The organism is Nocardioides imazamoxiresistens, assembly GCF_032378595.1.
GTDB classification, from domain to species: Bacteria; Actinomycetota; Actinomycetes; order Propionibacteriales; family Nocardioidaceae; genus Nocardioides; species Nocardioides imazamoxiresistens.
The window spans coordinates 184367-209188 of sequence record NZ_JAVYII010000003.1; the positions used below are offsets into that span (position 1 = coordinate 184367).

Sequence of the window (24822 nt, forward strand, 5' to 3'; positions counted from 1 at the left end):
GACCAGGACGCGCTGGCCGAGCTGCGCCAGCCCGGCGGCCAGGTTGACGGTCGACGTGGTCTTGCCGACGCCACCCTTCTGGTTCGCCACGACCATGATGCGGGTCGCCGGCGGACGGGGGAGCGACATGCGTCGCGCTCCGTCGCGCACCAGGATCTCCGCCTCGACCGCTCGCGCGAGCGGCGTGGTGTCGTCGTCGCTCGGAGGGGTGGTGTCCTCGAGATCGGCGACGGTCCGCACCCGGTACGGCACGGCCTCGCCGTCGGGCGTTTCACGTGAAACCACGTCGTGGCCTTTCGTCATAGCTTGTGGACGAAGAGCCCGATTCTGTGGAGAACCGGTCCCTCACCCGCACAACCGCGCGGTTTGCACCTGTGCACAACTCGATCGTCCCAGCGTTCCGTCGTGCCCCTGACGAGGCGACGGCAGCGCCGGCGAAGCCGCACGAGGGTCAAACCTAGTCACCTCAGCGCGTCCGCACCACTCGAACGAGCGTCGTCGGGGGATCGACGACCCCGGCCCCGACCTGCACGACCTCGGCCGGGCGGTCCGACCACTTCTTCAGCATCGTCCGCGCCCCGTCGATCTCCTCCTGCGCGCGGCCACCCTTCATCACCAGCAGCTCACCGCGCCGCCGCACGAGCGGCATGGACCACCGTGCGAGCTTGTCGAGCGCAGCGACCGCACGGGAGGTGACGACGTCGAACTGCTGGCGTCCGTGTACCTCGTCGGCGCGACCGCGCACCACGGTGACGTTCTCGAGGCCGAACGTCTCGACGACCTCGTCGAGGTACGTCGTCCGTCGCAGCAACGGCTCGATGAGCGTCACCTGCACATCCGGGCGAGCGATGGCCAGGACGAGCCCGGGGAGGCCGGCACCCGAGCCGATGTCGGCGAGCGTGACGTCGCGGGGGACTGCCTCGGTCATTACGGCGCAGTTCAGCAGGTGACGGTCCCACAGCCGGGGGACCTCGCGGGGTCCGATCAGGCCCCGCACGACACCATCGGTCGCGAGCGAGGCGGCGTACCGCTCGGCGAGCGGAAGCCGCTCGATGCCGAACACCCCCCGGGCCGACTCCGGCACGGGGGGTGTTTCACGTGAAACGTCCGACACGGGGTGTCCCGTCAGCCCGGGACCACCACGACGTGACGTCGCGGCTCGACGCCCTCGGACTCCGACGTCAGGCCGGCGGCGGCCACGGCGTCGTGCACGACCTTGCGCTCGAACGGCGACATCGCGTCGAGCGAGACCCGCTCGCCCGAGGCCTTGGCCTCCGCGACGGCATCCGCAGCGATCGCCTCGAGGCGCGTGCGACGCTCCGCACGGTGGCCCGCGACGTCCAGCATCAGCCGCGACCGCTCACCGGTCTCGCGGTAGACGGCCAGCCGCGTCAGCTCCTGGAGCGCGTCGAGGACCTCGCCCTTCGACCCGACCAGCTGCGACAGGTCGCCGCCGACGATCGAGACCGACGCCCGGTCGCCCTCCACGTCCATGTCGAGGTCGCCGTCCAGGTCGGCGATGTCCAGCAGCTCCTCCAGGTAGTCCGCCGCGATGTCGCCCTCCTGCTCGAGGCGCTCCACCCGGCTGTCCGTCTGGGGGGAGTCGGTCTTCTCGACCGTCTCCTGCTCCGTGGTGTCCGTCATCGGTGATCCCTTCGTCTGCCGTCGACCGCGCGTCAGCGCTTCTTGTTCGACTTGTTGGGCACGTTCTTCGAGCCGCCCTTGCCGCCCTGCCCGCTCTTGCCACCCTGCCCGGGCTTGCCGCTCTGGCCACCCTGCTGCTTGGCCCGCTGCGCCTTGGTCAGGCGCTGCGGCTGGGCCCGGGTCGCGCTCGGCTTGGGCTCCTCGACGACGGCCGTCGTGGTGTCGGAGTCGCCCTTGGTCAGGTCGAGGCCGGGGCCGCCCTTCTTGCGGGCCTTGGCCGCATCGCGCTCGGCCTTGGCCTTGGCGGCCGGCGTGCCCGGGGCAGGGTTGCGGCGGATCACGTAGAACTGCTGGCCCATCGTCCACAGGTTCGACGTCGTCCAGTAGAAGAGGACGCCGATCGGGAAGGCCACACCGCCGACGGCGAAGACCACCGGGAGGACGTAGAGGAGGATCTTCTGCTGCTGCGCGTAGGGGCCCGTGAGGGCCTCCGGGGGCATGTTCTTGCTCATCAGCTGCCGCTGCGTGAGGAAGGTCGTGGCCGTCATCGCGACCACCAGCACGGCGGCCAGGCCCATCACGGACGCGCCGTCACCGCTGAGGAACGTGCCGGCGATCGGGATGCCGAACAGCTCCGCGCCGCCGAAGTTGCTGGCGAGCTCCGGCGTCAGGAAGCCGTGCGCGGTGTTGTTCCGCGCGGCCTGGTCGATCAGGCGGAAGAGCGCGAAGAAGATCGGCATCTGCAGCAGGAGCGGCAGGCAGGAGGCGAACGGGTTGGTGCCCGCGTCCTTGTAGAGCGCCATCGTCTCCTGCGCGAGGCGTTCGCGGTCGTGCTTGTACTTCGCCTGCAGCTCGCGCACCTTCGGCTGCAGCAGCGCCATGTTCCGCGAGCTCTTGATCTGCTTGACGAACAGCGGGATCAGCGCCGCGCGGATCACGATCGTCAGGCCGACGATCGAGAGGATCCACGTCAGGCCGCTGTCCTCGGGGAGGAACAGGGAGAACACCTTGTGCCAGGCCAGCATCACCGCCGACACCGCGTAGTACAGCGGCGTCATGATGGCGCCGCCGATCGCGCCGAAGAAGTCGAACACGGACCTAGCTCCTCGTTCTCAGTAGCGCGTCGCCGGCCGGCGACGCTCGGGTACGGGGTCGTAGCCGCCCGCAGCCCACGGGTGACAGCGTGACAGACGCCGGGCCGCGAGCCAGGTGCCCCGCAGGCTCCCGTGCGTACGCACCGCGTCGAGCGCGTAGGCCGAGCAGGACGGGTGGTAGCGGCAGACCTGGCCGTAGAGCGGGCTGATGAGCAACCGGTAGAGGCGCAGGAAGCCGATGAGCACGTACTTCACGCCGCTGCCCCCGTCCGCCTGATGCCGCGCACCAGGTCCGACCGCAGGTCCGCCAGCTCCGCACCGGCCGCCGCGGGCAGCGCCCGCACGACCAGGAGGCCCTGCTCCCGCAACGCGTGGTCCGCCAGCAACAAGGCCACCTCGTGACGCAGCCGGCGCTTGACCCGGTTGCGGGTCACAGCAGGCCCGACGGCCTTGCTCACGACGAAGCCGACGCGGAGGGGATCCTCCGCGTCGGCCCAATGACACACCAGCGTCCGCGACCCTGCTCGTCGCCCGGAGCGGACGGCGACGGCGAAGTCATCACCGCGGCGCATCCGCTGCTCACGCGCGAGCACGGTCGCTCGACCCGCTGCCGGGTCAGACGGTCAGGTCCTTGCGGCCCTTGCGGCGACGCGAGTTCAGGATGGCGCGGCCGGCGCGCGTCCGCATACGCAGACGGAAGCCGTGCACCTTGTGACGACGACGGTTGTTCGGCTGGAACGTGCGCTTGCTCACGAGTCTCTCCGGGGATCGGGTGCGTTTCGGTGCTGTCCGTTGTCACCGGGAGCGAGCGGCTCGATGCCCTTCGGCTGGCACCGCCCACCCACGGCGAGACCCTCGCGGGCCGTTCCATGGACGTGCGGCGTCGGTCGAGACACTCCTGGCGACCTACGAACGGTACGCGCAGCCCGACCGGAGGGTCAAACCCTCGCGGCCCTGTGGACAGACGCGAGGGCCCAGCGGACCACGACGACACCGTCGAAGGCCAGTCGACGCCTCCGGCGACGGTCCGTCGCCGACCGAGCCCGGGGGTACGCCGGCCCGCCGGCGCCACGCGTACCTCCCTGACCTGCGCAGACCCGTGGCGAACCCGCGCCGGTGCGGCGGGCGACGCGCGAGGCGTACCCGGTCCCTCGTCCCTCACAACCTGTGGAGAAGGTTGTGGAATCCCCGGGGGGATGAGGCAGGATCAGCCCTCAGCGATCCCGATCGACGGCCCCCAGGAGGACCGAGATGGACAACGGCCCCACCGAGCTCGCAGCGGTCTGGCGTGCCGTGCTCGACGACCTCCAGGCGCACCAGCGGGCCTGGCTGCGCGCGAGCGAGCCGATGACGATCCACGAGACGACGGCGATCATCGCCGTGCCCAACGAGTTCACCCGCGGCCAGCTCGAGGGCCGGCTGCGCTCGCAGATCGAGGACGCCCTCACGGACGCGTTCGGCCACGAGGTGCGGATCGCGGTCACCGTCAACCCGGCGCTCGAGAACGCCGCGTCGGAGAGCGACGACCCCGAGGACGAAGAGGTCGAGTCCGAGGAGGTGTCTTTGTCGACAAAGACACAGGTCGACACGCCCGCCGATCCCGTCCGTACGTCCGCCGGCTCGTCGCTGGAGACCCGGCTCAACCCCAAGTACACCTTCGAGACCTTCGTCATCGGCTCGTCGAACCGCTTCCCCCACGCGGCCGCCGTCGCGGTCGCGGAGGCACCGGGCAAGGCGTACAACCCGCTGATGGTCTACGGGGAGTCCGGCCTCGGGAAGACCCACCTGCTGCACGCGATCGGCCATTACGTGCGCAGCCTCTACACCGGCGCGAAGGTCCGCTACGTCTCGTCGGAGGAGTTCACCAACGAGTTCATCAACGCGATCCGCGACGACCGGCAGGACCGGTTCAAGCGGAAGTACCGCGACGTGGACGTGCTCCTCATCGACGACATCCAGTTCCTGGAGGGCAAGACCCAGACCCAGGAGGAGTTCTTCCACACCTTCAACACGCTCCACAACGCCAACAAGCAGATCGTGCTGACCTCCGACCGCCCGCCGAAGCGGCTCGAGGCGCTGGAGGACCGGCTGCGCAACCGCTTCGAGTGGGGCCTCATCACCGACGTGCAGCCGCCGGACCTCGAGACCCGCATCGCGATCCTGCGCAAGAAGGCCGCGATGGACCGCCTCACGGCGCCGCCGGACGTCCTCGAGTTCATCGCCTCCAAGATCCAGACGAACATCCGCGAGCTCGAGGGCGCCCTCATCCGCGTGACGGCCTTCGCCAACCTGAACCGGCAGCAGGTCGACCTCACGCTCGCCGAGATCGTGCTGAAGGACCTGATCCCGGAGGGCGGCGAGCCCGAGATCACGCCGGCGGCGATCATCGCGCAGACGGCCGCCTACTTCGGTGTCTCGATCGAGGACCTGACCGGGCCGAGCCGCGGACGTCACCTCGTGCAGGGACGCCAGATCGCGATGTACCTGTGCCGCGAGCTGACCGAGCTCTCCCTGCCGAAGATCGGCGCGCAGTTCGGCAACCGCGACCACACGACGGTCATGTACGCCAACAACAAGATCAACCAGCTGCTCGCCGAGCGTCGCTCCGTCTACAACCAGGTCAGCGAGCTCACGAACCGGATCAAGATGCAGGCCAGGCAGTCCGGCTGAACCACACACATGTGGTTCGTCGCGCGACTTCGTCCCGTCGGCGGCGAACTACACGGATGTCAGATGTGGAGCCCGTGTTGACCCACCCCCCGATCTGTCCACACACCTTGTGGACACGTGGTGGGGAACCACCCAGGGCGCTCGCTGGGTCCACACGGGGCGTGTAGTTCGACCGGAGCTCCATCCACCGCTCCCCCACAGGCCGTCAAGCACCTGACCTGGGCGTACGCGAGTTATCCACACGTTCCACACCTCCTATGACACCTACCTCCTGACATTCGGGACCGATTTCCGACCGACGCCCTCCTGGGCCCCGACCTGGGGATGAACGCACTTCCTCGGCCCCGCTGCACGGGCTGGTGGGGACGTGGCAGGATGCGACTCCCAGCCGTCGCGCCCGTCGGAGCACTCCGTCGCGGTCCGTCGTCGACTGCACCTGACCGCCTCAGGAGGGCTCACCGTGAAGTTCCGCGTCGACCGCGACGTCCTCGCCGACGCCGTCGCCTGGGCTGCCCGCAGCCTCCCCGTGCGACCGAGCGTCCCCGTGCTGGCCGGCCTCCTCGTGGAGGCCAAGCGCGACGGGCTGGTGCTGTCCACCTTCGACTACGAGACCTCGGCGCGCGCCACGCTGTCGGCCGACGTGATCGACGAGGGCACCGTCCTCGTCAGCGGCCGCCTGCTGGCCGACATCACCCGCAGCCTCCCCAACAAGCCGGTGGAGCTCACGCTCGACGGCTCCCGGGTCTCGCTCGTGTGCGGCTCGGCCCGGTTCACGCTGCAGACGCTGCCGGTCGACGAGTACCCCTCGCTGCCCGAGATGCCGACGGCCACGGGCACCGTGCGCAGCGACGTCTTCGCCCACGCGGTCGCCCAGGCCGTGACCGCGGCCGGCCGCGACGACATGCTCCCGGTTCTGACCGGCGTCCGGATCGAGATCGACGGCTCGTCGATCTCGCTGCTGGCCACCGACCGCTTCCGCCTCTCGCACCGTGAGCTCGAGTGGGAGCCGAACACCCCGGACGTCTCGCACGCCGCGCTCGTGCCGGCCAAGGTGCTCGCCGACACGGCGAAGTCCCTGACCGCGGGCACCGACGTGACGATCGCGCTCTCCGCCGGCGGCGCCGGCGAGGGCATCATCGGTTTCGAGGGCGCCTCCAACGGCGGCGTGCGACGCACGACCACCCGCCTGCTCGACGGCGAGTTCCCCAAGGTCCGCAGCCTGTTCCCCAACGAGCACCTGACGGTCGCCACCCTCAGCAAGGCCGAGCTGATCGAGTCGGTCAAGCGCGTCTCCCTCGTGGCGGAGCGCAACACCGCGGTGCAGCTCGCCTTCGACGACGGGGTGCTGACCCTGGACGCGGGCTCGGGCGACGAGGCGCAGGCCTCGGAGTCGATCGAGGCGCAGATGACCGGCGGCGAGATCGTCACCGGCTTCAACCCGCAGTTCCTCCTCGACGGCCTGACCGCGATCGACCAGCCGAACGTGAAGCTGTCGTTCACGCAGGCCTCGAAGCCCGTGGTGATGAGCGGCGTCGCCGAGGGCGACGACGCCGACCCCGGGTTCCGCTACCTGCTGATGCCGCGGCGCCTGCTCTCCTGACCCGCCGGGCCCCCGGCACGTCGCGCGTCGAGGCGTACGCACGCGCGTTGGCCGCGGTGCGTACCGTCAGGCAGCGAGCACGTGCACAGCTGACCACCCTCGTCACCAGGAGCACTCATGGAGATCGGTCTCGTCGGACTCGGCAAGATGGGCGGCAACATGCGCGAGCGGTTGCGCCGCGGCGGCCACACGGTCGTCGGCTACGACCGCGACCCGGACCTCGCCGACGTGGGCAGCCTCGAGGAGCTCGTCGAGGCGCTCCCCTCGCCGCGCGTGGTGTGGGTGATGGTGCCGGCGGGAGGTCCGACCCACGACACGATCACCGCGCTGGGCGACCTGCTGGGCGGGGGCGACCTCGTCGTCGACGGCGGCAACTCGCGCTGGACCGACGACCAGGCGCACGCCGAGCAGCTCGGCGCGAAGGGCATCGGCTTCGTGGACTGCGGCGTCTCCGGTGGCGTCTGGGGCCTGGAGAACGGGTACGCGCTGATGTACGGCGGCAGCCCCGACGACGTCGCCAAGGTGCAGCCGGCCTTCGACACCCTCAAGCCGGAGAGCGACTTCGGCTCGGTGCACGCCGGCAAGGTCGGCGCCGGGCACTTCTCGAAGATGGTGCACAACGGCATCGAGTACGCGGTGATGCAGTCCTACGCCGAGGGCTGGGAGCTGCTCGAGAAGGTCGACATGGTCGAGAACGTGACCGAGGTCTTCCGCTCGTGGCGCGAGGGCACCGTGATCCGCTCGTGGCTGCTCGACCTGCTCGTCGCCGCGCTGGACGAGGACCCGAACCTGGGCTCGATCCGCGGGTACGCCGACGACTCCGGCGAGGGCCGGTGGACCGTCGAGGCGGGCATCGAGAACGCGGTGGCGACGCCGGCGATCACGGCTGCGCTGTACGCCCGCTTCGTCTCGCGCCAGGACGACTCCCCCGCGATGAAGGCGATCGCCGCGATGCGCAACCAGTTCGGCGGCCACGCCACGCACACCGCTCCCCCGCCCGGCGGCGACGTCAACCCCGACTGAGGTCGGGGGCGGGGCGGCCGACTCTGTGCCGTTCCGCTCGACCTGGGACCCGTTCAAACGGGGCCTAAGTCGAGCGTTACCCGGTGAACCGGGTAGTCCAGACGGTTCAGAACGCCAGCACGAGCCGCACCAGCGCCCACCCGAGCCATCCGGCGAGCACGACCTTCGCCACGGTGCTCCCGAGCAGCGCGTCGATCGAGATCGGCGCGCGCCTGCGCACGCGTCGTGCGATGGAGAGACCGGCGACGACGAGCACGAACGCCAGCAGCGGCAGGCCGAACGGGTGGGAGGCGAACGAGTCGCCCCACCAACCGTGCACGGCGTAGACCCACGAGCGGGTCAGGCCGCAGCCCGGGCAGGGCAGGCCGGTGAGCAGGCGGAACGGGCAGATGATCGGCCCGTCCTCGATCCCGGCCGGGTCCATCGCGACCGCCACCCCGACGGCGACGACCCCGCCGGCCGCGAGCCACTCGGTGGCCGCGATCGACGGGGTCGTGCGCCGCGCGGGCGGCGCGGTCGGTGCGGTCGTCACCCGTCCATGATGCCGGGTACGGCGACCGGCGGGGGTCACGGCAGGGGACGGCCCTGCGCGTCGGTGACCTTGCGCATCAGGATGAGGATGAAGTCGATCAGCGACCAGATGCCGATGCCGCCGCAGGTGATCAGCTTGAGGATGCCGAGGCCGGTGTAGCCGAGGAAGAAGCGGTCGACACCGAGGCCGCCGAGGAAGAACGAGAGCAGGACGGTGGTCAGCCACTCCCGGTTCGAGAACAGGCCGGGCACCTGCTTGGCCGGGAACGCGTTGGGGTTGTCGTGCGTGCGCACGAACGTGTCGCCCTTGACGTTGCCGGCCGCGACGGCCTGGCGGAGCTGGTTGAAGTCCAGCGGACCCTGCTCCTGGCCCATGACGGAGATGTAGAAGGCGGCCTGCTGCGGGGCGCCGTAGGGGGACTGGGGGTAGCTCATGGACGGAACCCTAGGCCGTGGCGGCCCCCTGCGAAGGTCACTCGCCGCGAGATCTCGGCCGCGGTCGGCCGGCGGCCGGCGCCCTCGTTAGGCTGGCTGCCCGCCCCACGCCCCGATCGCCCGCTCCCGGACAGGCCCCGCCCCCGTGCACGTCGCGCACCTCTCGCTCTTCGACTTCCGCTCCTACCCGAGCCTCGAGCTGCCGCTCGAGCCGGGCGTGACGGCGTTCGTGGGTCGCAACGGGCAGGGCAAGACCAACCTGGTCGAGGCGGTCGACTACCTCTCGCGGCTCTCCTCGCACCGCGTCGCCTCCGACGCTCCCCTGGTGCGCCACGGGGCGGAGCGCGCGGTGGTACGCGCCGCCGTGGTGCGCGAGGGACGCTCGGCCACGCTGGAGGTCGAGATCAACCCGGGCAAGGCGAACCGGGCCCGGGTCAACCGCGCCGCGCTCCCCCGCGCCCGCGAGCTGGTCGGCCTGGTGCGCACGGTGGTCTTCGCCCCCGACGACCTCGCCCTGGTCAAGGGCGACCCCACCGACCGGCGGCACTTCCTCGACGACCTGCTGGTGTTGCGGGCCCCGCGGTACGCGGGCGTCCGGGCGGACTACGAGCGGATCCTGCGCCAGCGCAACACCCTGCTCAAGACCGCGGGCGCGGCGCGCCGCGGCTCGGCGGAGGGTGCGCTGGCCACGCTGGAGGTCTGGGACGACCACCTGGTGGAGGTCGGCACGCAGCTGCTCGCCGCGCGGCTGGCGCTGGTCGCGGACCTGCGGCCCTACCTCGCGAAGGCGTACGCCGCCGTCGCCCGCGGGGCCGGCCGCGACGCCGCGGACATCGCGTACCGCTCGTCGTTCGAGCCCGACCCCGAGGGGAGCGGCGACACCGAGCGCCCGGCGGCGGCCGACCTCGCCGCGCCGTTCCGCGCCGCGCTGGCCGAGCGCCGCAAGGACGAGCTCGACCGCGGGCACTCGCTCGTGGGGCCGCACCGCGACGAGCTGCTGTGCACGCTGGCGTCGAGCGAGACGCGGCTACCGGTGAAGGGGTACGCCTCGCACGGCGAGTCCTGGTCCTTCGCCCTCGCGCTGCGGCTGGCCTCCTACGACCTGCTGCGCGACGACGGCGACGACCCGATCCTCGTGCTCGACGACGTGTTCGCCGAGCTGGACGCCGGGCGCCGCGACCAGCTGGCCGAGCTCGTGGCCGGCGCCGAGCAGGTGCTGGTCACTGCCGCGGTCGCCGAGGACGTCCCGGCCGCCCTGGCCGGCGCACGGTTCCGCGTCGCGGACGCCGGGGTCACGCGTGAGTGAGCAGGGCCCGGAGCCGGACCCGACCGAGGAGACGGCCGGGGAGACAAGGCAGGGCACCGAGCCGGACGAGCCCCACGACCCTGCCGGCCTCGACCTCGCCCGGGCGGCCGCCCGCGCGGCCGCGGCGGCGGGCGGCGACCCCGCGAAGGCCCGGCGCCACCCGCGGCGCGGCGGCCCGGGCGCCCTCGGATCCGCGGGCGAGGAGCAGGTACGCCGCTCCGGTCGCCGCCGCAGCCGGCTCTCCGGTCCGGGCCCCGACGAGCGCGACCCCCAGCCGCTCGAGGGCGTGGTCGCCCGGCTGATCGGCGCCCGCGGGTGGGAGATCGACCTGCGGGTGCACGCCGTGATCGGCCGCTGGGAGGCGCTGGTCGGTGCGGAGATCGCCGACCACTGCACGCCGGAGTCGTTCGTCGACGGCCGGCTGGTGGTGCGTACCGACTCCACCGCGTGGGCCACCCAGCTGAAGCTGCTCGCGCCCACGCTGCTGCGGCGGCTCAACGAGGAGGTGGGCGCCGGCACCGTGACGGCGCTCGACGTGCTCGGCCCGCAGGGTCCGTCGTGGAAGAAGGGGCCGCGCAGCGTGCGCGACGGCCGGGGTCCGCGCGACACCTACGGCTGACCGAGCGACCGTGCCGCGCGAGTCGCCGGAACGCACAGGCCGCCAGGAGACGTTCTGAGGGGTCGGCGGACGGGGTGGACCCCATCCGGACCCCTGCGCGTCCGTCCCTGATGCCTTCCGTGGACGCCTGGGGGCACGTCTGCGTCGAGATTCCCCTCCACAGGGAGGGTGGCGGGCGTGTCCGAGGGCCCTGGGACCGCTAGAATCGACGTCGGGTGGCCGCCCGCGTGCCGGGGCGGCCACGTGCGTGTCCGCCCGTTCGGGCCGCACGCCGGGTCGAGAGAAGAGGAGTCGCCTTGAGCGACGAGCAGGTCGATCAGACGCAGCAGGAAGCACTGGACGCGGCGGCGGCCCAGCAGCCGGCGGCCGGGAACGTGTCGTCGTCGCTCGTCGAGGAAGGGGCGTACGACGCCTCGGCCATCCAGGTCCTCGAGGGGCTCGAGGCGGTGCGCAAGCGTCCGGGCATGTACATCGGCTCGACCGGCGAGCGCGGCCTGCACCACCTGATCTGGGAGATCGTGGACAACGCGGTCGACGAGTCGCTCGCGGGCTACTGCGACACCGTGAAGGTCTGCCTGAACGCCGACGGCTCGGTCAGCGTCTCCGACAACGGTCGCGGCATCCCCACCGACACCGCCCCCGGCCAGGAGCTGCCGGCCGCGACGCTGGCCCTCACGGTCCTGCACGCCGGCGGCAAGTTCGGCGGCGGCGGCTACAAGGTCTCCGGCGGTCTGCACGGCGTGGGCTCGTCGGTGGTGAACGCGCTGTCGTCGACGCTGCGCCTGGAGATCAAGAACCGCGGCCAGCTGTGGGAGCAGGACTTCACGGCCGGCGTGCCCGACTACCCGCTGCGCGCCGTGCGCGCGCTGGAGGACGGCGAGCGGACAGGCACCACGGTGACGTGGTTCGCCTCGCCCGAGATCTTCGAGACCACGGAGTACACGCTCGAGACCATCTCCACCCGCTTCCGCGAGACCGCGTTCCTCAACAAGGGGCTGCGCATCGAGCTGCTCGACGCCCGGCCGCAGGCCGAGGACCTCGCCGAGGCGGTCGAGGACGGCACGGCGACCGAGGGCGGCGACGTCGCCGCGACGGCCGAGATCCACGTGGAGGAGGTCGACGGGCACAAGGCCGTCGAGCAGGTCTTCCAGTACGAGAACGGCCTCGCCGACTACGTCGACTTCCTCAACCGTCGCAAGACCCCCGTCAGCCCGATCATCGCCGCCGAGGCGGAGACGCCGGACGGCGCGCCGAACCCGATGAGCCTCGAGCTGGCGATGCAGTGGCAGGTCAGCTCCTACAACGAGTCGGTGCACACCTTCGCCAACACGATCAACACCCCGGAGGGCGGCACGCACGAGGAGGGCTTCCGTGCGGCGCTGACCACCCTGATGAACCGCTGGGGCGAGGAGTGGGGCCTGATCAAGAAGAAGGAGGACCGGCTCACGGGTGACGACATCCGCGAGGGTCTGACCGCGATCATCAGCCTCAAGCTCTCCAACCCGCAGTTCGAGGGCCAGACCAAGGCCAAGCTCGGCAACACCGAGGCCAAGGGCTTCGTGCAGACGGTCGTCAACGACCAGCTCGGCGCCTGGCTGGAGCAGAACCCGGCGCAGGGCAAGGAGATCGTGCGCAAGGCGCAGGCGGCGGCGACCGCGCGGCTCGCGGCCCGCAAGGCCCGCGACCTGGCTCGCAACCGCAAGGGCCTGCTGGGCGGCGGCGGTCTGCCGGGCAAGCTGCGCGACTGCAGCTCGCGCAACCCGGAGGAGTGCGAGGTCTTCATCGTCGAGGGCGACTCGGCCGGCGGCTCGGCCGTCATGGGCCGGGAGAACCGGATCCAGGCGATCCTGCCGATCCGCGGGAAGATCCTCAACGTCGAGAAGGCGCGCATCGACAAGGTCCTGGCCAACCAGGAGGTCCAGGCGATCATCTCGGCGCTCGGCACGGGCGTGCACGAGGAGTTCGACGTCGCCAAGCTGCGCTACCACAAGATCGTGCTGATGGCCGACGCCGACGTCGACGGCCACCACATCAACACGCTGCTGCTGACCCTGCTGTTCCGCTTCATGCGCCCGCTGATCGAGGGCGGGTACGTCTACTTGGCGCAGCCGCCGCTGTACCGGATCAAGTGGAACAAGCCCGCCGAGCACGAGTACGTCTACTCGGACGCTGAGCGCGACGCGGTGCTGCGCGACGGTCGCGCGAACGGCAAGAAGCTGCCCAAGGAAGCGCCGATCCAGCGGTACAAGGGTCTGGGCGAGATGAACGCCGACGAGCTGTGGGAGACCACGCTCGACCCGGACAACCGCGTGCTGCTGCAGGTGACACTGGAGGACGCGGCCCAGGCCGACGAGATCTTCTCGATCCTCATGGGCGAGGACGTCGAGCAGCGGCGCTCCTTCATCCAGCGCAACGCGAAGGACGTCCGCTTCCTCGACATCTAGGCGCTCTCGCGCCCTCTCGGCGCGTATCGCACGAGCCCTAGACATCGATAGACCCACGGAGAGAGAGCAATCGTGACCGAGACCCCCCAGGGACTCCCGGACGACACCGACGGCCCCGGCGGCGGCGCGGACGGCGGTGACGGCGACGGCACCGACCTGCGCGTACGCCCCGTCGACCTGCAGGAGTCGATGAAGCGGTCGTACATCGACTACGCGATGGCGGTCATCGTCGGCCGCGCGCTGCCGGACGTGCGTGACGGCCTCAAGCCGGTGCACCGGCGCGTGCTGTACGCGATGTACGACGGCGGCTACCGCCCCGACCGCGGCTTCAACAAGTGCGCCCGCGTCGTCGGCGACGTGATGGGTAACTACCACCCGCACGGCGACTCGGCGATCTACGACACCCTGGTGCGCCTCGCGCAGCAGTGGGTGATGCGCAACCCGCTGGTCAACGGCCAGGGCAACTTCGGCTCCGCGGGCAACGACCCCGCCGCGGCGATGCGGTACACCGAGTGCCGGATGGCGCCGCTGGCCATGGAGATGGTCCGGGACATCGACGAGGACACCGTCGACATGGTCCCGAACTACGACGGCAAGACGGAGGAGCCGTCGATCCTGCCGTCGCGCTTCCCGAACCTGCTGGTCAACGGCTCGGCCGGCATCGCGGTCGGCATGGCGACGAGCATCCCGCCGCACAACCTGCGCGAGGTCGCCGACGGCGCGACGTGGGCGCTGGAGCACCCCGACGCGACGCGCGAGGAGCTGCAGGAGGCGCTGCTCGAGCGGATCAAGGGCCCCGACTTCCCCAACGGCGCGCTCATCGTCGGCAAGGAGGGCATCGAGCAGGCCTACCGCACCGGCCGCGGGTCGATCACCCAGCGGGCGATCATCGAGGTCGACGAGGAGAAGTCGGGCCGCACGGTGCTCGTCATCACCGACCTGCCCTACATGGTCAACCCCGACAACCTGCTGATGAAGATCGCCGAGCTGGCCGACGCCGGCAAGGTGCAGGGCATCGCGGACGTGCGCAACGAGACGTCCTCGCGCGTGGGTCAGCGGATCGTCGTGGTGCTCAAGCGCGACGCGGTGGCCCGCGTGGTGCTCAACAACCTGCTCAAGCACACCGAGCTGCAGACGAACTTCAGCGCCAACATGCTGGCGCTGGTCGACGGCGTGCCGCGCACGCTGAGCATCGACCAGTTCATCAGCAACTGGGTGACGCACCAGATCGAGGTCATCCGCAGGCGCACGGAGTACCGGCTGCGCGAGGCGGAGAAGCGCGCCCACATCCTGCGCGGTTACGCGAAGGCCCTCGACATGCTCGACGAGGTCATCGCCCTGATCCGCAGCTCGCCCGAGGTGGACGACGCCCGGCGCGGGCTGATGGAGCTGCTGGACGTCGACGAGGTGCAGGCCATCGCGATCCTCGACCTGCAGTTGCGGCGCCTGGCCGCGCTGGAGCGGCAGAAGATCATCGACGACCTCACCAAGATCGAGGCGAACATCGCCGACCTCAAGGACATCCTCGCCTCCGAGACGCGGCAGCGCTCGATCATCGCCGAGGAGCTCGCCGGCATCGTCGAGAAGTACGGCGACGACCGCCGCACGCAGATCATCGCGGCGGCCGGCGACATGTCGATGGAGGACCTGATCCCGGACGAGGACCAGGTCGTCTCCATCACCCGCGGCGGCTACGCGAAGCGGACCCGCGCGGACCAGTACCGGCTGCAGAAGCGCGGCGGCAAGGGCGTACGCGGTGCGTCCCTGCGCGGCGACGACGTGGTGCAGCACTTCATCGCCACGACGAGCCACCAGTGGCTGCTGTTCTTCACGACGGCGGGGCGGGTCTACCGCACGAAGGTGTACCACCTGCCGGAGGCCAGCCGGGACGCCAAGGGCGGCCACGTGGCCGGCCTGCTGAGCTTCCAGCCCGACGAGGACATCGCACAGGTGCTGGCGATCCGGGACTACGACCAGGCGCCCTACCTGGTGCTCGCGACCCGCAACGGCCTGGTGAAGAAGACCCGCCTGGGCGACTACAACAGCCCGCGGCAGGCCGGCGTCATCGCGATCAACTTCCGCGAGGACGACGACGAGCTGATCGGCGCCGAGCTGGTCGACGACGCCGACGAGATCCTGCTGGTCTCCCGCAAGGGCCAGGCGATCCGGTTCGCGGCGGACGACACCCAGCTGCGCCCGATGGGCCGGGCGACGTCGGGCGTGACGGGCATGAAGTTCCGCACCGGCGACGACCTGCTGTCGATGTCGGTGATCCGCTCCTCGCAGGTCGAGGCCGAGGAGGCGGCGGAGGCCGCCGCGGCCGAGGCCGGGGAGTCCACCGCGCCGGGCGACCTGCCGGGCGTCCAGGAGCAGTACGTCTTCACCATCACCGACGGCGGCTTCGCGAAGCGCACGCGGATCAGCGAGTACCGCAGCCAGTCGCGCGGCGGCCTCGGGATCAAGGCGATGGCGCTGGCCAACGAGGACCGTGGGTCGCTCGTCGGCGCGTTCATCGTCGAGGAGGGCGACGAGATCCTCTCGATCACCCAGTCGGGCCAGGTCGTGCGCAGCCCCATCAACGAGGACTTCCGGGCGACCGGACGCTCCACGATGGGCGTGAAGTTCGTGACCCCCAAGGCCAAGGACGCGGTCGCCGTGGTCGCCCGCTCGGTCGAGGCCCGCGCCGAGGAGCTGCTCGAGGAGACGGGCGACCGGACGGGCGAGGACGTGGAGGTCGCGGGTGGGGATGCAACAATCGCCCCCGACGCCGCGGAGCCCACCGCGACGCCCATCGACGAGAACGACGCTGACGAAGGCGAGGCCTGATGAGCGACAAGGCCAGCACCACCGGCACTGCCGTCCGACCGAAGGCCGGCACGTCGCGCCCCCAGGGCGGCGGCAGCGGGTCGACCACGCAGTCGGGCGAGGTCCGCAAGCGGCGCGTCCGTCGCGCGCGCCTGCGCCTGACGCGCATCGACCCGTGGTCGGTCATGAAGACGGCGTTCCTGCTGGCGATCGCGTTCGCGATCGTCACGATCGTCGCGGTCTTCATCGTCTGGTCGGTCCTCGGCGTCGCCGGCGTCTGGGAGTCGATCAACTCGACGATCGCCGACGTGATCGGTGGCGACGGCGCGGGCGACTTCGACGTCGAGGACTACGTCGGCATGTCGCGGGTCATGGGCTTCACGATGCTGATCGCCGCGGTCAACGTCGTGCTGATCACCGCGATGGCCACGCTCGGCGCGTTCCTCTACAACCTGGCGGCGGCCCTGCTCGGCGGCGTCGAGGTGACGCTGGCGGAGGAGGACCGCTGAGCTGAGGAGGCTCCGGAACAGGAGAGCCCCCGCCGCGCTGCGTGAGCGCGACGGGGGCTCGTTCGTGTCCGGGGCCTAGTCGGCCGCGGGCGCGACGCCGCCGACGGGCAGCACCGCGAGGAGCAGCCGACGCCGGTCGCTCATCACGAGGGTCAGCTGACGGGTGTCGTCGGCGGGGAAGCAGCCGGTCTTGACGATCCGGCCGGCGACCTGGACGGCGCGGGGTCGGTCGTCCCAGTCGGGCGGGGAGTAGAGGATCCGCGAGACGTGGCCGGCGCTGGCGGGCCACGCGTCCATCAGGCGGGGGATGTCCTCGACCAGCGAGCGGCTGCCCTGCTGCCAGGTCCCGTCGTCGGGGAGGGCGTTGGAGGGCTCGGCTCGCAGGGTGAGCGGAGAGGTGGACGTCGTGACCATGGGGTCACCGCTTTCGATCGCCGCTGGGCCGGTGCCGTGGGTCCGGCGACGGAGTCGCCCGGGTGACCCGGCGCTCGCGGTCGTCCCGCCAGCGTACCCGCCCGGTCGCGGGGATGACGGCGCCGCGCGCGCCCGCTGCTACCTTGCGAGGGTTGGGTGGGCCTCGTGCCCTACGAGCGGCGACAGGTGCCGCTCCCACATCTCTTCGTCTCTTGGTCTTCAGCGCCGCTGGGCATCAGGTCGCCTCCAGATGTTCCAGCTGGCGACGGGCACCGCGCTCGCGTCGTAGCACCAGAAGGACGTATCGACATGACTCAGGGCACCGTGAAGTGGTTCAGCGACGAGAAGGGCTTCGGCTTCATCACGCCGGACGACGGCACCGGCGACGCGTTCGTCCACCACTCTGCGATCAGCGGCAACGGCTACAAGAGCCTGAGCGAGAACCAGCGCGTCGAGTTCGACGTCACCGCCGGCCCCAAGGGCCCGCAGGCGGAGAACGTCCGCGCGGTCTGATCCGACCCGCTTTTGGTGGTGCGCCGGGGGCTCTAGTAGTCTCTCGCCTCGGCGTACCGCCACCCGGGCCTATAGCTCAGACGGTTAGAGCGCTTCCCTGATAAGGAAGAGGTCACAGGTTCAAGTCCTGTTAGGCCCACCCACATCGAAGCCCCACGGATCTCCGTGGGGCTTCGGTCGTTCCCGGGGGTCGCGTCCTACGCTCGGCGCGTGGGCCGACCCTCCTGGAAGCCGGCGACGCCGGTGCGTTCCGACGAGTTCCCGCTGCCGATGCTGCCGGAGCCGCTCTTCCTGCAGGTGTACGCCCGCTCGCCCGCCGGGACCCCGGCCGGCTCGTTCCGCTACCGCCTCGAGCTGCGAGAGCGGCGCCGGGTGCTGGGCCTGCCGTGGTGGCCGCGGCTGGTCGCGCACGACGAGGTCGGGGCTGGGGCCGTGCGGGACGCCAAGGCGCGGCGGCGAGCCGTCGCCGCGTTCCTGCAGCGGCTGGTGGCGGAGGGCCACGTCGAGGTGACGGACCTGCCGGCGAGGTATCAGAGGCCGTCGAAGTAGATCTCGTCGTCGCGCTCGGCCCACGCGACGCCCTGCGGGGACGTGACCACGGCGCGTACGGCCCGGACGGTCAGCGCCAGCTCCACGCGCGCGCCGCCGGGCAGGGTCCATCGGCGGACCTGCGCGAGCGGGTCGTCGCGCTGCGACTCGCCCGCCGCGGAGGTGCCCCACCGTGCGGAGGCCTCGCGGACCGTCGCCGCGAAGGCGTCACCGAGGAACGCGGCCGCGGCGCGGGAGCGGTCGCGGGTCGCGTCGGTCGCCGTGAGCCGCACGTCGCTGAGCTGTCCCCGCCGGAACGCGACGCCGACGTCGCGCCGGTCGATGCCGGGGGAGGGGTGCACGACGTAGCGCCGCCCGTCCTCCACCTCGATCTCCCAGCCCAGGTCGCGGGTGGCGACGGCGTACGCGTCCTCCTCCGCGAGCGGCCACGAGCGGCGGGCCCAGACGTCGAGCGCGTCGCAGAGCGCGGCCGGGTCCATCGCCTTCCATGAGGCGACGGTCGCGGGGTCCGGTGCCGGCGTGGGCGTACGGCCGGGCTCGAGGTCGGGCAGGACCAGGGGGTCCTCACCGGGGTCGAGCGCCTCGAAGCGGGCCCGTGGCCAGGTGACTCCCGACGGCGCGACCTCGCGCTCGCGCCACGCGCGGTAGGCGAGGTCGTCGGGGGACCTGACGCCGTACGCCTCCCGCAGCGCGGCCACGCACCGGGCGACGAGCTCCGCGTGCTCGGCGGTGCTCGCCGCGCGGGGGAGCCGGCTGCGCCAGTTGACCTCGAGCGGGTGCGGCGGCTGCCAGCCCTGGTCCTCGAGCAGGTACGCCAGGGGCCCGGCGCCCGCGCCCGACGCCTCGGCGTCGACGGCGTCGGGGCCGCCGGCGAACTGGACGTACGCCAGGGGCCGCTCGCGCGCGGACGCGATCAGGAAGACCCGGTCCCCGACCGTGCGCAGCGCGGCGGTGAGGTCGTCGGCGTACTGCTCCCACCCGGTCACGCGGTCATTGTGGCGTGACCGGGTGGGGTCGCGTCAGAGGGCGGGGCCGTAGCCGGTGCAGGTGGGGCGGAAGTCGTCCGGTCCGCCGGCGAGGGCGTTCACGGTCAGCTGCAGGGTGGGCTCGTCGAGGAAGAGGCCGACGTGCCCGACGCGGTTGTCGGCGCAGAGGTCCTGGAGCACGACGTTGTTCGCGCCGGGGATGGACTGGGTCTCGTAGGGCGTGACGACGGTGTCGTAGCGGGTCTGGATGGTCGTGTAGTCGGGGCCGGCGGGCACGGCCGGGTCGGCGCGGAAGCCGTCCATGAAGCGGCTGCCGATGGCCTGGTCGGTGACACCGGGTGCCTGGAGCAGGCCGGCGAAGGCCTCGGCGAAGCCGAGCAGGTTGAGCGAGCGGCCGAGCGTCGCGATGCCGTTGAGGGTGGTGCCGTTCTGGCTGCCGCCCCAGGCGACGTAGTCGTCGACGGTGGCGGCGCCGCCGGCGGTCTTGATGTAGGCGTACGCGACCAGGCCGCCCTGGCTGTGGCCGACCACGTCGACCTTCTCGCTGCCGGTCGCGGTGCGTACCCGCTCGACGAACGCGGCAAGGCTGCGCACCGAGGTCGTGACGGAGCCGAGGCCGCCGACGCGGCCGAACGACGACCACGTCATGCCGTAGTTCTGCGCGTAGACGCAGTAGCCCTCGTTGAGCAGCCGCGGCGCGAGCTTCACGAAGTTCGACCCGAAGTTCACGAACGTCGCGTGCTGCAGGACGACCGGCTCGGGGTGCTCGGGGCTGGGCACGCAGTCCCAGTCGTTGACGCCGCGCAGGTAGGACGGGCTGAGGGCGAAGTTGGCGACGGCGGTGGCGAGGGTGCCCTCGCGGTACTGCGTCGTGGTGGCCGCCTGGGCGGTCGTGCCGGACCCGGCGACGACGAGGCCGAGACCGAGGGTGAGAGCGCACGCGACGGCGCGCAGCAGCTGCTTCATGAGGTGCTCCCGAGAGGTGTCCACAGCCGCGCACGCGGGTGTGACGCGGCACACAGAGGGTACGCCTCCCGCGCGCGGCCGGTAGCCGCCCGCGCGCGCCGTTGCGGTAACCTCCGCAGGAAGCTGACCGGGGAAGGGTGCGGAACGTTGAAGAAGATCATCATGGGTCTGATCGCCGTCGGCGGCGCGCTGCTGGTGAAGAAGAAGATGGACGAGAGCAAGGCCGAGCAGGCGCTCTGGGCCGAAGCGACCGACCCGGTCAGGAAGTAGCAGCACCACTCCGCGACGCCCCGGCGTCGCGACGCGGGGCCTTGGCGCAATTGGTAGCGCACCTGCTTTGCAAGCAGGGGGTTAGGGGTTCGAGTCCCCTAGGCTCCACTGGAGTACGTCCGTAAAAGCGATCGGCACTCGACGCACTTCGAGCCTTCCATCTTCTCGGGCAAAGCCCGTGATGGTACTAGCGGTTCTGGGGCCGGTAGCTTCTGCGCCTTGGAGCTGCGAAGCTGCGGCACGTGGATGGATACGCGCGCCACGTCAAGGTGAATGTTCTGGCGGGGCAGGCTGAGGAGTTGGCCGCTGTTGATCGCCTCGCGGCGAGACTTCTCGCGCACATCGAGGCGACTCAGGCCGAGATCGCGCTGCTTCACGTGCACGGCGCCTCAAGTAGGTCCATTCAAGATCACTTTGCCAAGTTGCTGCGCGAAGATCTCGGCTTCGGTGAGGAAGTCGTACTCACTCCGCAAACCGGTCTCGTCACCAGAGCCCGTCCCGATTTCTTCTACTCGCTCAGCGACGGACGCGGCATCATTGCCGAGGTCGAACGCGGTGGAACAACCACGAACAATCATGACCTGAAGGACCTTTGGAAGGCTCACGTGGCGCCAGACGCCCACCATCTGTTCCTGATGGTCCCTCACAACAATTGGAAGGGAGACGGCTCTCGGCGGGAGCGCGTTTTTCCACTTGTCGCGCGCCGACTAGGCGCCTTCTTCGGCGACCCACGCCGCGAGATCGACGTGCTCAGCGTGCACGTCTTCGCCTACTAGGGGCTGGGTTCACAACGGCGCCCACGCGGGCGCTGTCTCAACGCCGCGGTGACGAGAAGAAGGGACGCAGGTGCGAACGCAGCGCTTCGTCGCATACGTAGACGTAAGTCCCCGACATGCCACGTGTTAACAGGACCGCGTAGATGTTGCGGACAAGCGCCAGGATGTCGTCGTCGCTATAGGTGATGCCCAGTAGTTTGTTGTTCGTCGTTCCCCGCGGATCGAAGTACTGGCTGCGATCGAAGACTACGCGCCGTTGTTGTTGGTCGAAGCGCAGATCGCGGCCGACGACGACGCCTGCATAGTTGAGGTCGTAACCCTGAATTGTGTGAATCGATCCCACCTGCTGAAGCGAGCCTGGCGAGCTGACCCAGTCGACGTCCGTCCCGTTCCATTGCAGATCCAGACCGCCAAGGCGAATATCAACGGCCGAGCGGTCCTTTTTCGACGCGTACTTCCAGGCGAAACCTGCTAGGACTCGGGAGAGTCCGACCTCCGCGTCCCGAGCGAAGATCGCGCGGCGCATCTCAGAGAAGTCGTCGAAGAAGCGCAGGTCGTAGTCACCGAACGACTTGGGTTCCGTGACTGATCCGTCGAGCAGACCCCGGATGTACGCGACGTAGTCGTCGCCAGCTCTCACCCTCATTTGTGAAGTCAGGCGATATAGCCGCCGATCCATAGCGGCATCCTCCCGGAGCCGGGTCGTCGCTGCGAGCGGTAGATCTGCGGGGCGGATCGCTTGTGCGCCGTCGAGCAGGTAAATCTGGTGCTTGCTTTGAACGTTGATCCAGTCCAATTGCGTTCGTGTCGGGTCGTCCGAGCCGAACAGGCGACGGTTAATCGCAGCGAACATGGTGTTCAGCGGACCGGCAGCCTGCGCAGCACGTTGGTTCAGGCGGTGGGTCTCATCCACGACGAGCAGGTCGAAGGGGTGAGGCGAGTTTCCTACCTCGAACGGACTCAGGACTTGCGCAGGGCGGAGACCCGGCGTCTTCTTGAAGACACCTTTGATGGAGGTGCGAAGTGACTGCTGCGGTACGACGAGGCCCACGCGAAAGTTGCGCAACAACTCGGGGTACCCAGGAACGAAGAATTCGGCGAGCAACGCGTCCGTCTCTGGCGGTGCAGCAGGGTCGGCGTGCTGAATGTCGCTAAGGAGCTTCATCAGGAATATAGCCACTACGGTCTTGCCCGTTCCAGGCGAGCCGCTGATGACAATCCGACTGCCCGCGCCAGATTCAAGGTCGTCGAATAACCCCGAAAGGATGTCTTCGACAGCTATCGCCTGTTCCTGAGTCAGCGCTTTGAAAGGCGACAGTTTGAATAAGTCCGAGTTCTCGATCTCTTGAATCGGACGGGTGAAGGCGCCGCGATCCCTTAGCGCCTCGAAAATCTCGCCGAACGTGGTGCGATAAGCGTCTCGACCGAAGTAGTCGGCGTTCGTGATGCCATGGTTCCCATTAAGCACCTGATACTTTCCGTCACCAGCGAAAAGTCGGATGAGGTACGACTCGAGATCAAGGCACACGGACTTATTGAAGGTGTCATCAACGACCACGCGCGCGGCCCGGAGGTGGCGCCGGCCAGGTGACTCCAAGTGCTGCTTGAATCGTCCCGCTGCGTTGAGTGATTCGCCGACGTAGATGTCACGGCCGTCCGACAGGGTGTAGACGACCGGCCAGTTCCGGAACCTGGGTTCGAGACGCGACCAAGCACTGACCTCGGCAGCCCGGAACGTGACCTCCTCGATCCTAAAACTGGTCATACCTAGTGCTTCGCCCACGTGCGAGGTCAACGGGATACTTTTGGGCGGTCTCGATCAGCTTGTCGCGGACGATCTGATCCGGATCGAGACCGAGCTTTGCAGCGAGGAGATGGCAATAGGTCAGAACATCTGCCAACTCGCCAGCCACGCGGTCCGAGTCGGCGTCGTCGTCCCACTGGAAGCACTCCAGCAGTTCACCTGCTTCGATAGCCACGCTCTTGGCCAGATTTGCGGGCCTGTGGAACTGGTCCCAGTCGCGTTGAGCGACGAAGAGCCGAAGCACCTCTGCGAGTGAATCCATAGCGCCCACCCTAAGCACCCGTCGCGGTGTCCGGACGTCGATTAGACCCCGCGTCCTGCTCCGCCCGCCACCGCCGGTTCATAGCGATCACGCGATCCAACGACCCCAGTGTCTCCGTCAGCTCCGCGATGTGCGCCGCGAGCCGGTCCCGCTCGGCCGTCATCCGCTCGAACGCGTGGTCGTTGGTCTCGATGCTGGGGGCGTAGGTGCAGGGGAGCACCTCCGTGATGACGCTGCTGGTGAGGCCGGCGGCGTACAGGCGCTTGAGCAGCAGCACGCGCTCGACGGCGTACTCGTCGTAGTGCCGTTGCCCCGACGGGCTGCGCTGCGAGGTGAGCAGGCCCTGCTCCTCGTAGTAGCGCAGCGAGCGCACGCTCGCGCCCGCGCGTTCCGCCAGCTCGCCGATCCGCATCTGCCACCTCCATGACCCGGTTCACACGCCGAAGACTTGCCTCTGACGTCAGTGTCAGGTTCTAGCGTAACCGTCATGACCGAGAACCGCTCCCTGTTCGACCGCCACGAGATCGGCGGCCTCGCCCTGCCCAACCGCGTCGTCATGGCGCCGATGTCGCGTGTCCGCGGCACGGCCGAGGGCCTCGCCACCGAGGCGATGGCGACGTACTTCGCCCAGCGGGCCAGCGCCGGCCTGCTCATCTCCGACGGCATCCAGCCCAACCGCGTCGGCACCGCCAACCCCGGCGCGGCCGGTCTGCGCACCGACGCCGAGGCGGCGTCGTGGCGTCCGGTCACCGACGCGGTCCACGCCCAGGGTGGGCGCATCTTCGGCCAGCTCATGCACGGCGGGCGGATCGGCCACGAGTCGGTCAGCGGTCTGCAGCCGGTCGGGCCGTCGGCCGTGGCGGCCAACGCCCCGCTCTTCACGCTGGCCGGCCCGCAGCAGGCTCCCGTCCCGCGGGCGCTGACCCTCGACGAGGTGGGCGAGCAGGCGCGGTCGTACGCCGAGGCCGCGGTGCGCGCGGTCGGCGCCGGATTCGACGGCGTCGAGCTGCACGGCGCGAACGGCTACCTGATTAGCCAGTTCCTCTCCTCCAACGCCAACCTGCGTACCGACTCCTACGGGGGATCGATCGCGAACCGCATCCGCTTCGCCGTCGAGGCCGTCGAGGCCACCGCCGACGCGATCGGCGCGCACCGCGTCGGCATCCGCCTCTCGCCGGACGCCGGCATCTGGGACGTCGTCGAGGAGGACGTGCCCGAGCTGTACGCCGCGCTGCTCGCCGAGCTGGACCGGCTCGGCCTCGCGTACGTCCACCTGGAGGCCACCACCGACGAGGCGACGATGCTTGACCTGCGTCGCCGCTGGAGCGGCACGTTCATGGTCAACCCGAGCACGTGGACGCAGCGCGGTGGCGCGCCGTACGGCCCCGTGCCCACCAACCGCGAGTCCGCCGACCACTGGCTCGGCCTGGGCGCCGACCTGATCAGCTTCGGGCGGGCGTACATCGCCAACCCCGACCTGGTCGAGCGCCTGCGCCACGGGCTGCCGCTCGCGGAGGCCGACCTGGCGACGTTCTACGGCGGGGGGGAGGCCGGGTACGTCGACTTCCCGGCGTACCAGCAGACGGCCTGATCGAGGGGGGA

28 protein-coding genes and 2 tRNA genes are annotated in these 24822 nt (G+C 70.2%); 15 read left to right on the forward strand and 15 right to left on the reverse strand.

What is annotated here, in order from left to right; translation table 11 throughout:
- From RDV89_RS07795 to rpmH, 7 genes are all read right to left on the reverse strand, one after another.
- A partial coding sequence (locus tag RDV89_RS07795) for an AAA family ATPase (protein ID WP_315732397.1) occupies positions 1 to 285 on the reverse strand: 285 nt, incomplete at its 3' end.
- A 181-nt stretch (positions 286 to 466) separates the two neighbouring features.
- On the reverse strand, positions 467 to 1084 hold the full coding sequence (gene rsmG / locus RDV89_RS07800) for a 16S rRNA (guanine(527)-N(7))-methyltransferase RsmG (protein WP_315732398.1): 618 nt from the start codon (positions 1082 to 1084) through the stop codon (positions 467 to 469).
- Between the two features lie 41 nt (positions 1085 to 1125).
- Positions 1126 to 1644 (reverse strand): Jag family protein, encoded by a 519-nt coding sequence (locus RDV89_RS07805; RefSeq protein WP_315732399.1) that lies wholly within the window; start codon positions 1642 to 1644, stop codon positions 1126 to 1128.
- Between the two features lie 32 nt (positions 1645 to 1676).
- Positions 1677 to 2738: a membrane protein insertase YidC gene (gene yidC / locus RDV89_RS07810; RefSeq protein WP_315732400.1), complete on the reverse strand. Its 1062-nt coding sequence runs from the start codon at positions 2736 to 2738 to the stop codon at positions 1677 to 1679.
- Between the two features lie 18 nt (positions 2739 to 2756).
- Entirely contained in the window at positions 2757 to 2993 is a 237-nt protein-coding gene (yidD, locus tag RDV89_RS07815; RefSeq protein ID WP_315732401.1) for a membrane protein insertion efficiency factor YidD, read from the reverse strand.
- Complete coding sequence (rnpA, locus tag RDV89_RS07820; protein WP_315732402.1) at positions 2990 to 3331, reverse strand: ribonuclease P protein component; 342 nt, start codon at positions 3329 to 3331, stop codon at positions 2990 to 2992. Before rnpA ends, yidD begins: the two co-directional genes overlap by 4 nt.
- 22 nt (positions 3332 to 3353) lie before the next feature.
- Positions 3354 to 3491, reverse strand: coding sequence for a 50S ribosomal protein L34 (gene rpmH / locus RDV89_RS07825; protein ID WP_315732403.1), 138 nt, complete (start codon positions 3489 to 3491; stop codon positions 3354 to 3356).
- Between the two features lie 498 nt (positions 3492 to 3989).
- Here rpmH and dnaA point away from each other — a divergent pair, with 498 nt between their 5' ends.
- The 3 genes from dnaA (at position 3990) to gnd (ending at position 8031) form a co-directional block, all read left to right on the forward strand.
- Positions 3990 to 5408, forward strand: coding sequence for a chromosomal replication initiator protein DnaA (gene dnaA / locus RDV89_RS07830; RefSeq protein WP_315732404.1), 1419 nt, complete (start codon positions 3990 to 3992; stop codon positions 5406 to 5408).
- Positions 5409 to 5868: 460 nt separating this feature from the next.
- On the forward strand, positions 5869 to 7008 hold the full coding sequence (gene dnaN / locus RDV89_RS07835) for a DNA polymerase III subunit beta (protein ID WP_315732405.1): 1140 nt from the start codon (positions 5869 to 5871) through the stop codon (positions 7006 to 7008).
- Positions 7009 to 7125: 117 nt separating this feature from the next.
- A complete protein-coding gene (gene gnd, locus RDV89_RS07840) occupies positions 7126 to 8031 on the forward strand; it encodes a phosphogluconate dehydrogenase (NAD(+)-dependent, decarboxylating) (protein WP_315732406.1) in 906 nt (301 codons plus the stop codon).
- Between the two features lie 106 nt (positions 8032 to 8137).
- Here the strand turns inward: gnd and RDV89_RS07845 are convergent, their stop codons facing one another.
- A complete protein-coding gene (locus RDV89_RS07845; protein ID WP_315732407.1) occupies positions 8138 to 8563 on the reverse strand; it encodes a DUF2752 domain-containing protein in 426 nt (141 codons plus the stop codon).
- 35 nt (positions 8564 to 8598) lie between these two features.
- Complete coding sequence (locus RDV89_RS07850; RefSeq protein ID WP_315732408.1) at positions 8599 to 8997, reverse strand: NINE protein; 399 nt, start codon at positions 8995 to 8997, stop codon at positions 8599 to 8601.
- 145 nt (positions 8998 to 9142) lie between these two features.
- On the opposite strand from RDV89_RS07850, the gene recF reads away from it, so the two are divergent.
- From recF to RDV89_RS07875, 5 genes are all read left to right on the forward strand, one after another.
- The gene (gene recF, locus RDV89_RS07855) at positions 9143 to 10303 is read left to right on the forward strand and encodes a DNA replication/repair protein RecF (protein ID WP_315732409.1); all 1161 of its coding nucleotides are present in this window, start codon (positions 9143 to 9145) and stop codon (positions 10301 to 10303) included.
- Positions 10296 to 10922 carry a DciA family protein gene (locus RDV89_RS07860; protein WP_315732410.1) on the forward strand — a complete coding sequence of 209 codons (627 nt, stop codon included), beginning with the start codon at positions 10296 to 10298 and terminating at the stop codon, positions 10920 to 10922. Before recF ends, RDV89_RS07860 begins: the two co-directional genes overlap by 8 nt.
- Positions 10923 to 11218: 296 nt before the next feature.
- Positions 11219 to 13366: a DNA topoisomerase (ATP-hydrolyzing) subunit B gene (gyrB, locus tag RDV89_RS07865; RefSeq protein WP_438823263.1), complete on the forward strand. Its 2148-nt coding sequence runs from the start codon at positions 11219 to 11221 to the stop codon at positions 13364 to 13366.
- Between the two features lie 72 nt (positions 13367 to 13438).
- On the forward strand, positions 13439 to 16192 hold the full coding sequence (gene gyrA, locus RDV89_RS07870; protein WP_438823264.1) for a DNA gyrase subunit A: 2754 nt from the start codon (positions 13439 to 13441) through the stop codon (positions 16190 to 16192).
- The gene (locus RDV89_RS07875; RefSeq protein ID WP_315732411.1) at positions 16192 to 16680 is read left to right on the forward strand and encodes a DUF3566 domain-containing protein; all 489 of its coding nucleotides are present in this window, start codon (positions 16192 to 16194) and stop codon (positions 16678 to 16680) included. Before gyrA ends, RDV89_RS07875 begins: the two co-directional genes overlap by 1 nt.
- A gap of 75 nt (positions 16681 to 16755) precedes the next feature.
- Here RDV89_RS07875 and RDV89_RS07880 read toward each other — a convergent pair whose 3' ends face one another.
- Positions 16756 to 17094 carry a DUF5994 family protein gene (locus tag RDV89_RS07880; protein ID WP_315732412.1) on the reverse strand — a complete coding sequence of 113 codons (339 nt, stop codon included), beginning with the start codon at positions 17092 to 17094 and terminating at the stop codon, positions 16756 to 16758.
- Between the two features lie 309 nt (positions 17095 to 17403).
- On the opposite strand from RDV89_RS07880, the gene RDV89_RS07885 reads away from it, so the two are divergent.
- From RDV89_RS07885 to RDV89_RS07895, 3 genes are all read left to right on the forward strand, one after another.
- The gene (locus RDV89_RS07885; protein ID WP_315732413.1) at positions 17404 to 17607 is read left to right on the forward strand and encodes a cold-shock protein; all 204 of its coding nucleotides are present in this window, start codon (positions 17404 to 17406) and stop codon (positions 17605 to 17607) included.
- A gap of 65 nt (positions 17608 to 17672) precedes the next feature.
- Positions 17673 to 17746: transfer RNA gene (locus tag RDV89_RS07890), tRNA-Ile, on the forward strand.
- Between the two features lie 71 nt (positions 17747 to 17817).
- Entirely contained in the window at positions 17818 to 18156 is a 339-nt protein-coding gene (locus RDV89_RS07895; RefSeq protein WP_315732414.1) for a hypothetical protein, read from the forward strand.
- Here the strand turns inward: RDV89_RS07895 and RDV89_RS07900 are convergent.
- Together RDV89_RS07900 and RDV89_RS07905 are read right to left on the reverse strand one after the other, a co-directional pair.
- Positions 18138 to 19142, reverse strand: coding sequence for a DUF6301 family protein (locus RDV89_RS07900; RefSeq protein WP_315732415.1), 1005 nt, complete (start codon positions 19140 to 19142; stop codon positions 18138 to 18140). The genes RDV89_RS07895 and RDV89_RS07900 overlap by 19 nt on opposite strands.
- A gap of 33 nt (positions 19143 to 19175) precedes the next feature.
- On the reverse strand, positions 19176 to 20108 hold the full coding sequence (locus tag RDV89_RS07905) for an esterase/lipase family protein (protein ID WP_315732416.1): 933 nt from the start codon (positions 20106 to 20108) through the stop codon (positions 19176 to 19178).
- A 147-nt stretch (positions 20109 to 20255) separates the two neighbouring features.
- Between RDV89_RS07905 and RDV89_RS07910 the strand changes: the two genes are divergently transcribed.
- The 3 genes from RDV89_RS07910 (at position 20256) to RDV89_RS07920 (ending at position 21154) form a co-directional block, all read left to right on the forward strand.
- A complete protein-coding gene (locus RDV89_RS07910; RefSeq protein WP_315732417.1) occupies positions 20256 to 20378 on the forward strand; it encodes a DLW-39 family protein in 123 nt (40 codons plus the stop codon).
- A 35-nt stretch (positions 20379 to 20413) separates the two neighbouring features.
- A tRNA-Ala gene (locus RDV89_RS07915) sits at positions 20414 to 20486 on the forward strand.
- Between the two features lie 134 nt (positions 20487 to 20620).
- On the forward strand, positions 20621 to 21154 hold the full coding sequence (locus RDV89_RS07920) for a hypothetical protein (protein ID WP_315732418.1): 534 nt from the start codon (positions 20621 to 20623) through the stop codon (positions 21152 to 21154).
- 37 nt (positions 21155 to 21191) lie between these two features.
- On the opposite strand, the gene RDV89_RS07925 is transcribed toward RDV89_RS07920, so the two are convergent.
- The 3 genes from RDV89_RS07925 to RDV89_RS07935 are packed head-to-tail and all read right to left on the reverse strand — an operon-like array spanning position 21192 to position 23632.
- Positions 21192 to 22949, reverse strand: coding sequence for a DNA/RNA helicase domain-containing protein (locus RDV89_RS07925; protein WP_315732419.1), 1758 nt, complete (start codon positions 22947 to 22949; stop codon positions 21192 to 21194).
- The gene (locus RDV89_RS07930) at positions 22906 to 23220 is read right to left on the reverse strand and encodes a nucleotide pyrophosphohydrolase (protein ID WP_315732420.1); all 315 of its coding nucleotides are present in this window, start codon (positions 23218 to 23220) and stop codon (positions 22906 to 22908) included. The genes RDV89_RS07925 and RDV89_RS07930 overlap by 44 nt, the downstream gene beginning before the upstream one ends.
- A gap of 10 nt (positions 23221 to 23230) precedes the next feature.
- Positions 23231 to 23632, reverse strand: coding sequence for a MerR family transcriptional regulator (locus tag RDV89_RS07935; protein ID WP_315732421.1), 402 nt, complete (start codon positions 23630 to 23632; stop codon positions 23231 to 23233).
- Positions 23633 to 23707: 75 nt separating this feature from the next.
- Here RDV89_RS07935 and RDV89_RS07940 point away from each other — a divergent pair, with 75 nt between their 5' ends.
- Complete coding sequence (locus RDV89_RS07940; RefSeq protein WP_315732422.1) at positions 23708 to 24811, forward strand: alkene reductase; 1104 nt, start codon at positions 23708 to 23710, stop codon at positions 24809 to 24811.
- Positions 24812 to 24822: the final 11 nt, after the last annotated feature.

Bases quoted from the DNA above. Each gene is read 5' to 3' on its own strand.
- RDV89_RS07805 (WP_315732399.1), bottom strand. From the start codon at position 1,644: ATGACGGACACCACGGAGCAGGAGACGGTCGAGAAGACCGACTCCCCC.
- dnaA (WP_315732404.1), top strand. From the start codon at position 3,990: ATGGACAACGGCCCCACCGAGCTCGCAGCGGTCTGGCGTGCCGTGCTC.
- gnd (WP_315732406.1), top strand. From the start codon at position 7,126: ATGGAGATCGGTCTCGTCGGACTCGGCAAGATGGGCGGCAACATGCGC.
- RDV89_RS07850 (WP_315732408.1), bottom strand. From the start codon at position 8,997: ATGAGCTACCCCCAGTCCCCCTACGGCGCCCCGCAGCAGGCCGCCTTC.
- RDV89_RS07875 (WP_315732411.1), top strand. From the start codon at position 16,192: ATGAGCGACAAGGCCAGCACCACCGGCACTGCCGTCCGACCGAAGGCC.
- RDV89_RS07880 (WP_315732412.1), bottom strand. From the start codon at position 17,094: ATGGTCACGACGTCCACCTCTCCGCTCACCCTGCGAGCCGAGCCCTCC.
- RDV89_RS07885 (WP_315732413.1), top strand. From the start codon at position 17,404: ATGACTCAGGGCACCGTGAAGTGGTTCAGCGACGAGAAGGGCTTCGGC.
- RDV89_RS07905 (WP_315732416.1), bottom strand. From the start codon at position 20,108: ATGAAGCAGCTGCTGCGCGCCGTCGCGTGCGCTCTCACCCTCGGTCTC.
- RDV89_RS07930 (WP_315732420.1), bottom strand. From the start codon at position 23,220: ATGGATTCACTCGCAGAGGTGCTTCGGCTCTTCGTCGCTCAACGCGAC.
- RDV89_RS07935 (WP_315732421.1), bottom strand. From the start codon at position 23,632: ATGCGGATCGGCGAGCTGGCGGAACGCGCGGGCGCGAGCGTGCGCTCG.
- RDV89_RS07940 (WP_315732422.1), top strand. From the start codon at position 23,708: ATGACCGAGAACCGCTCCCTGTTCGACCGCCACGAGATCGGCGGCCTC.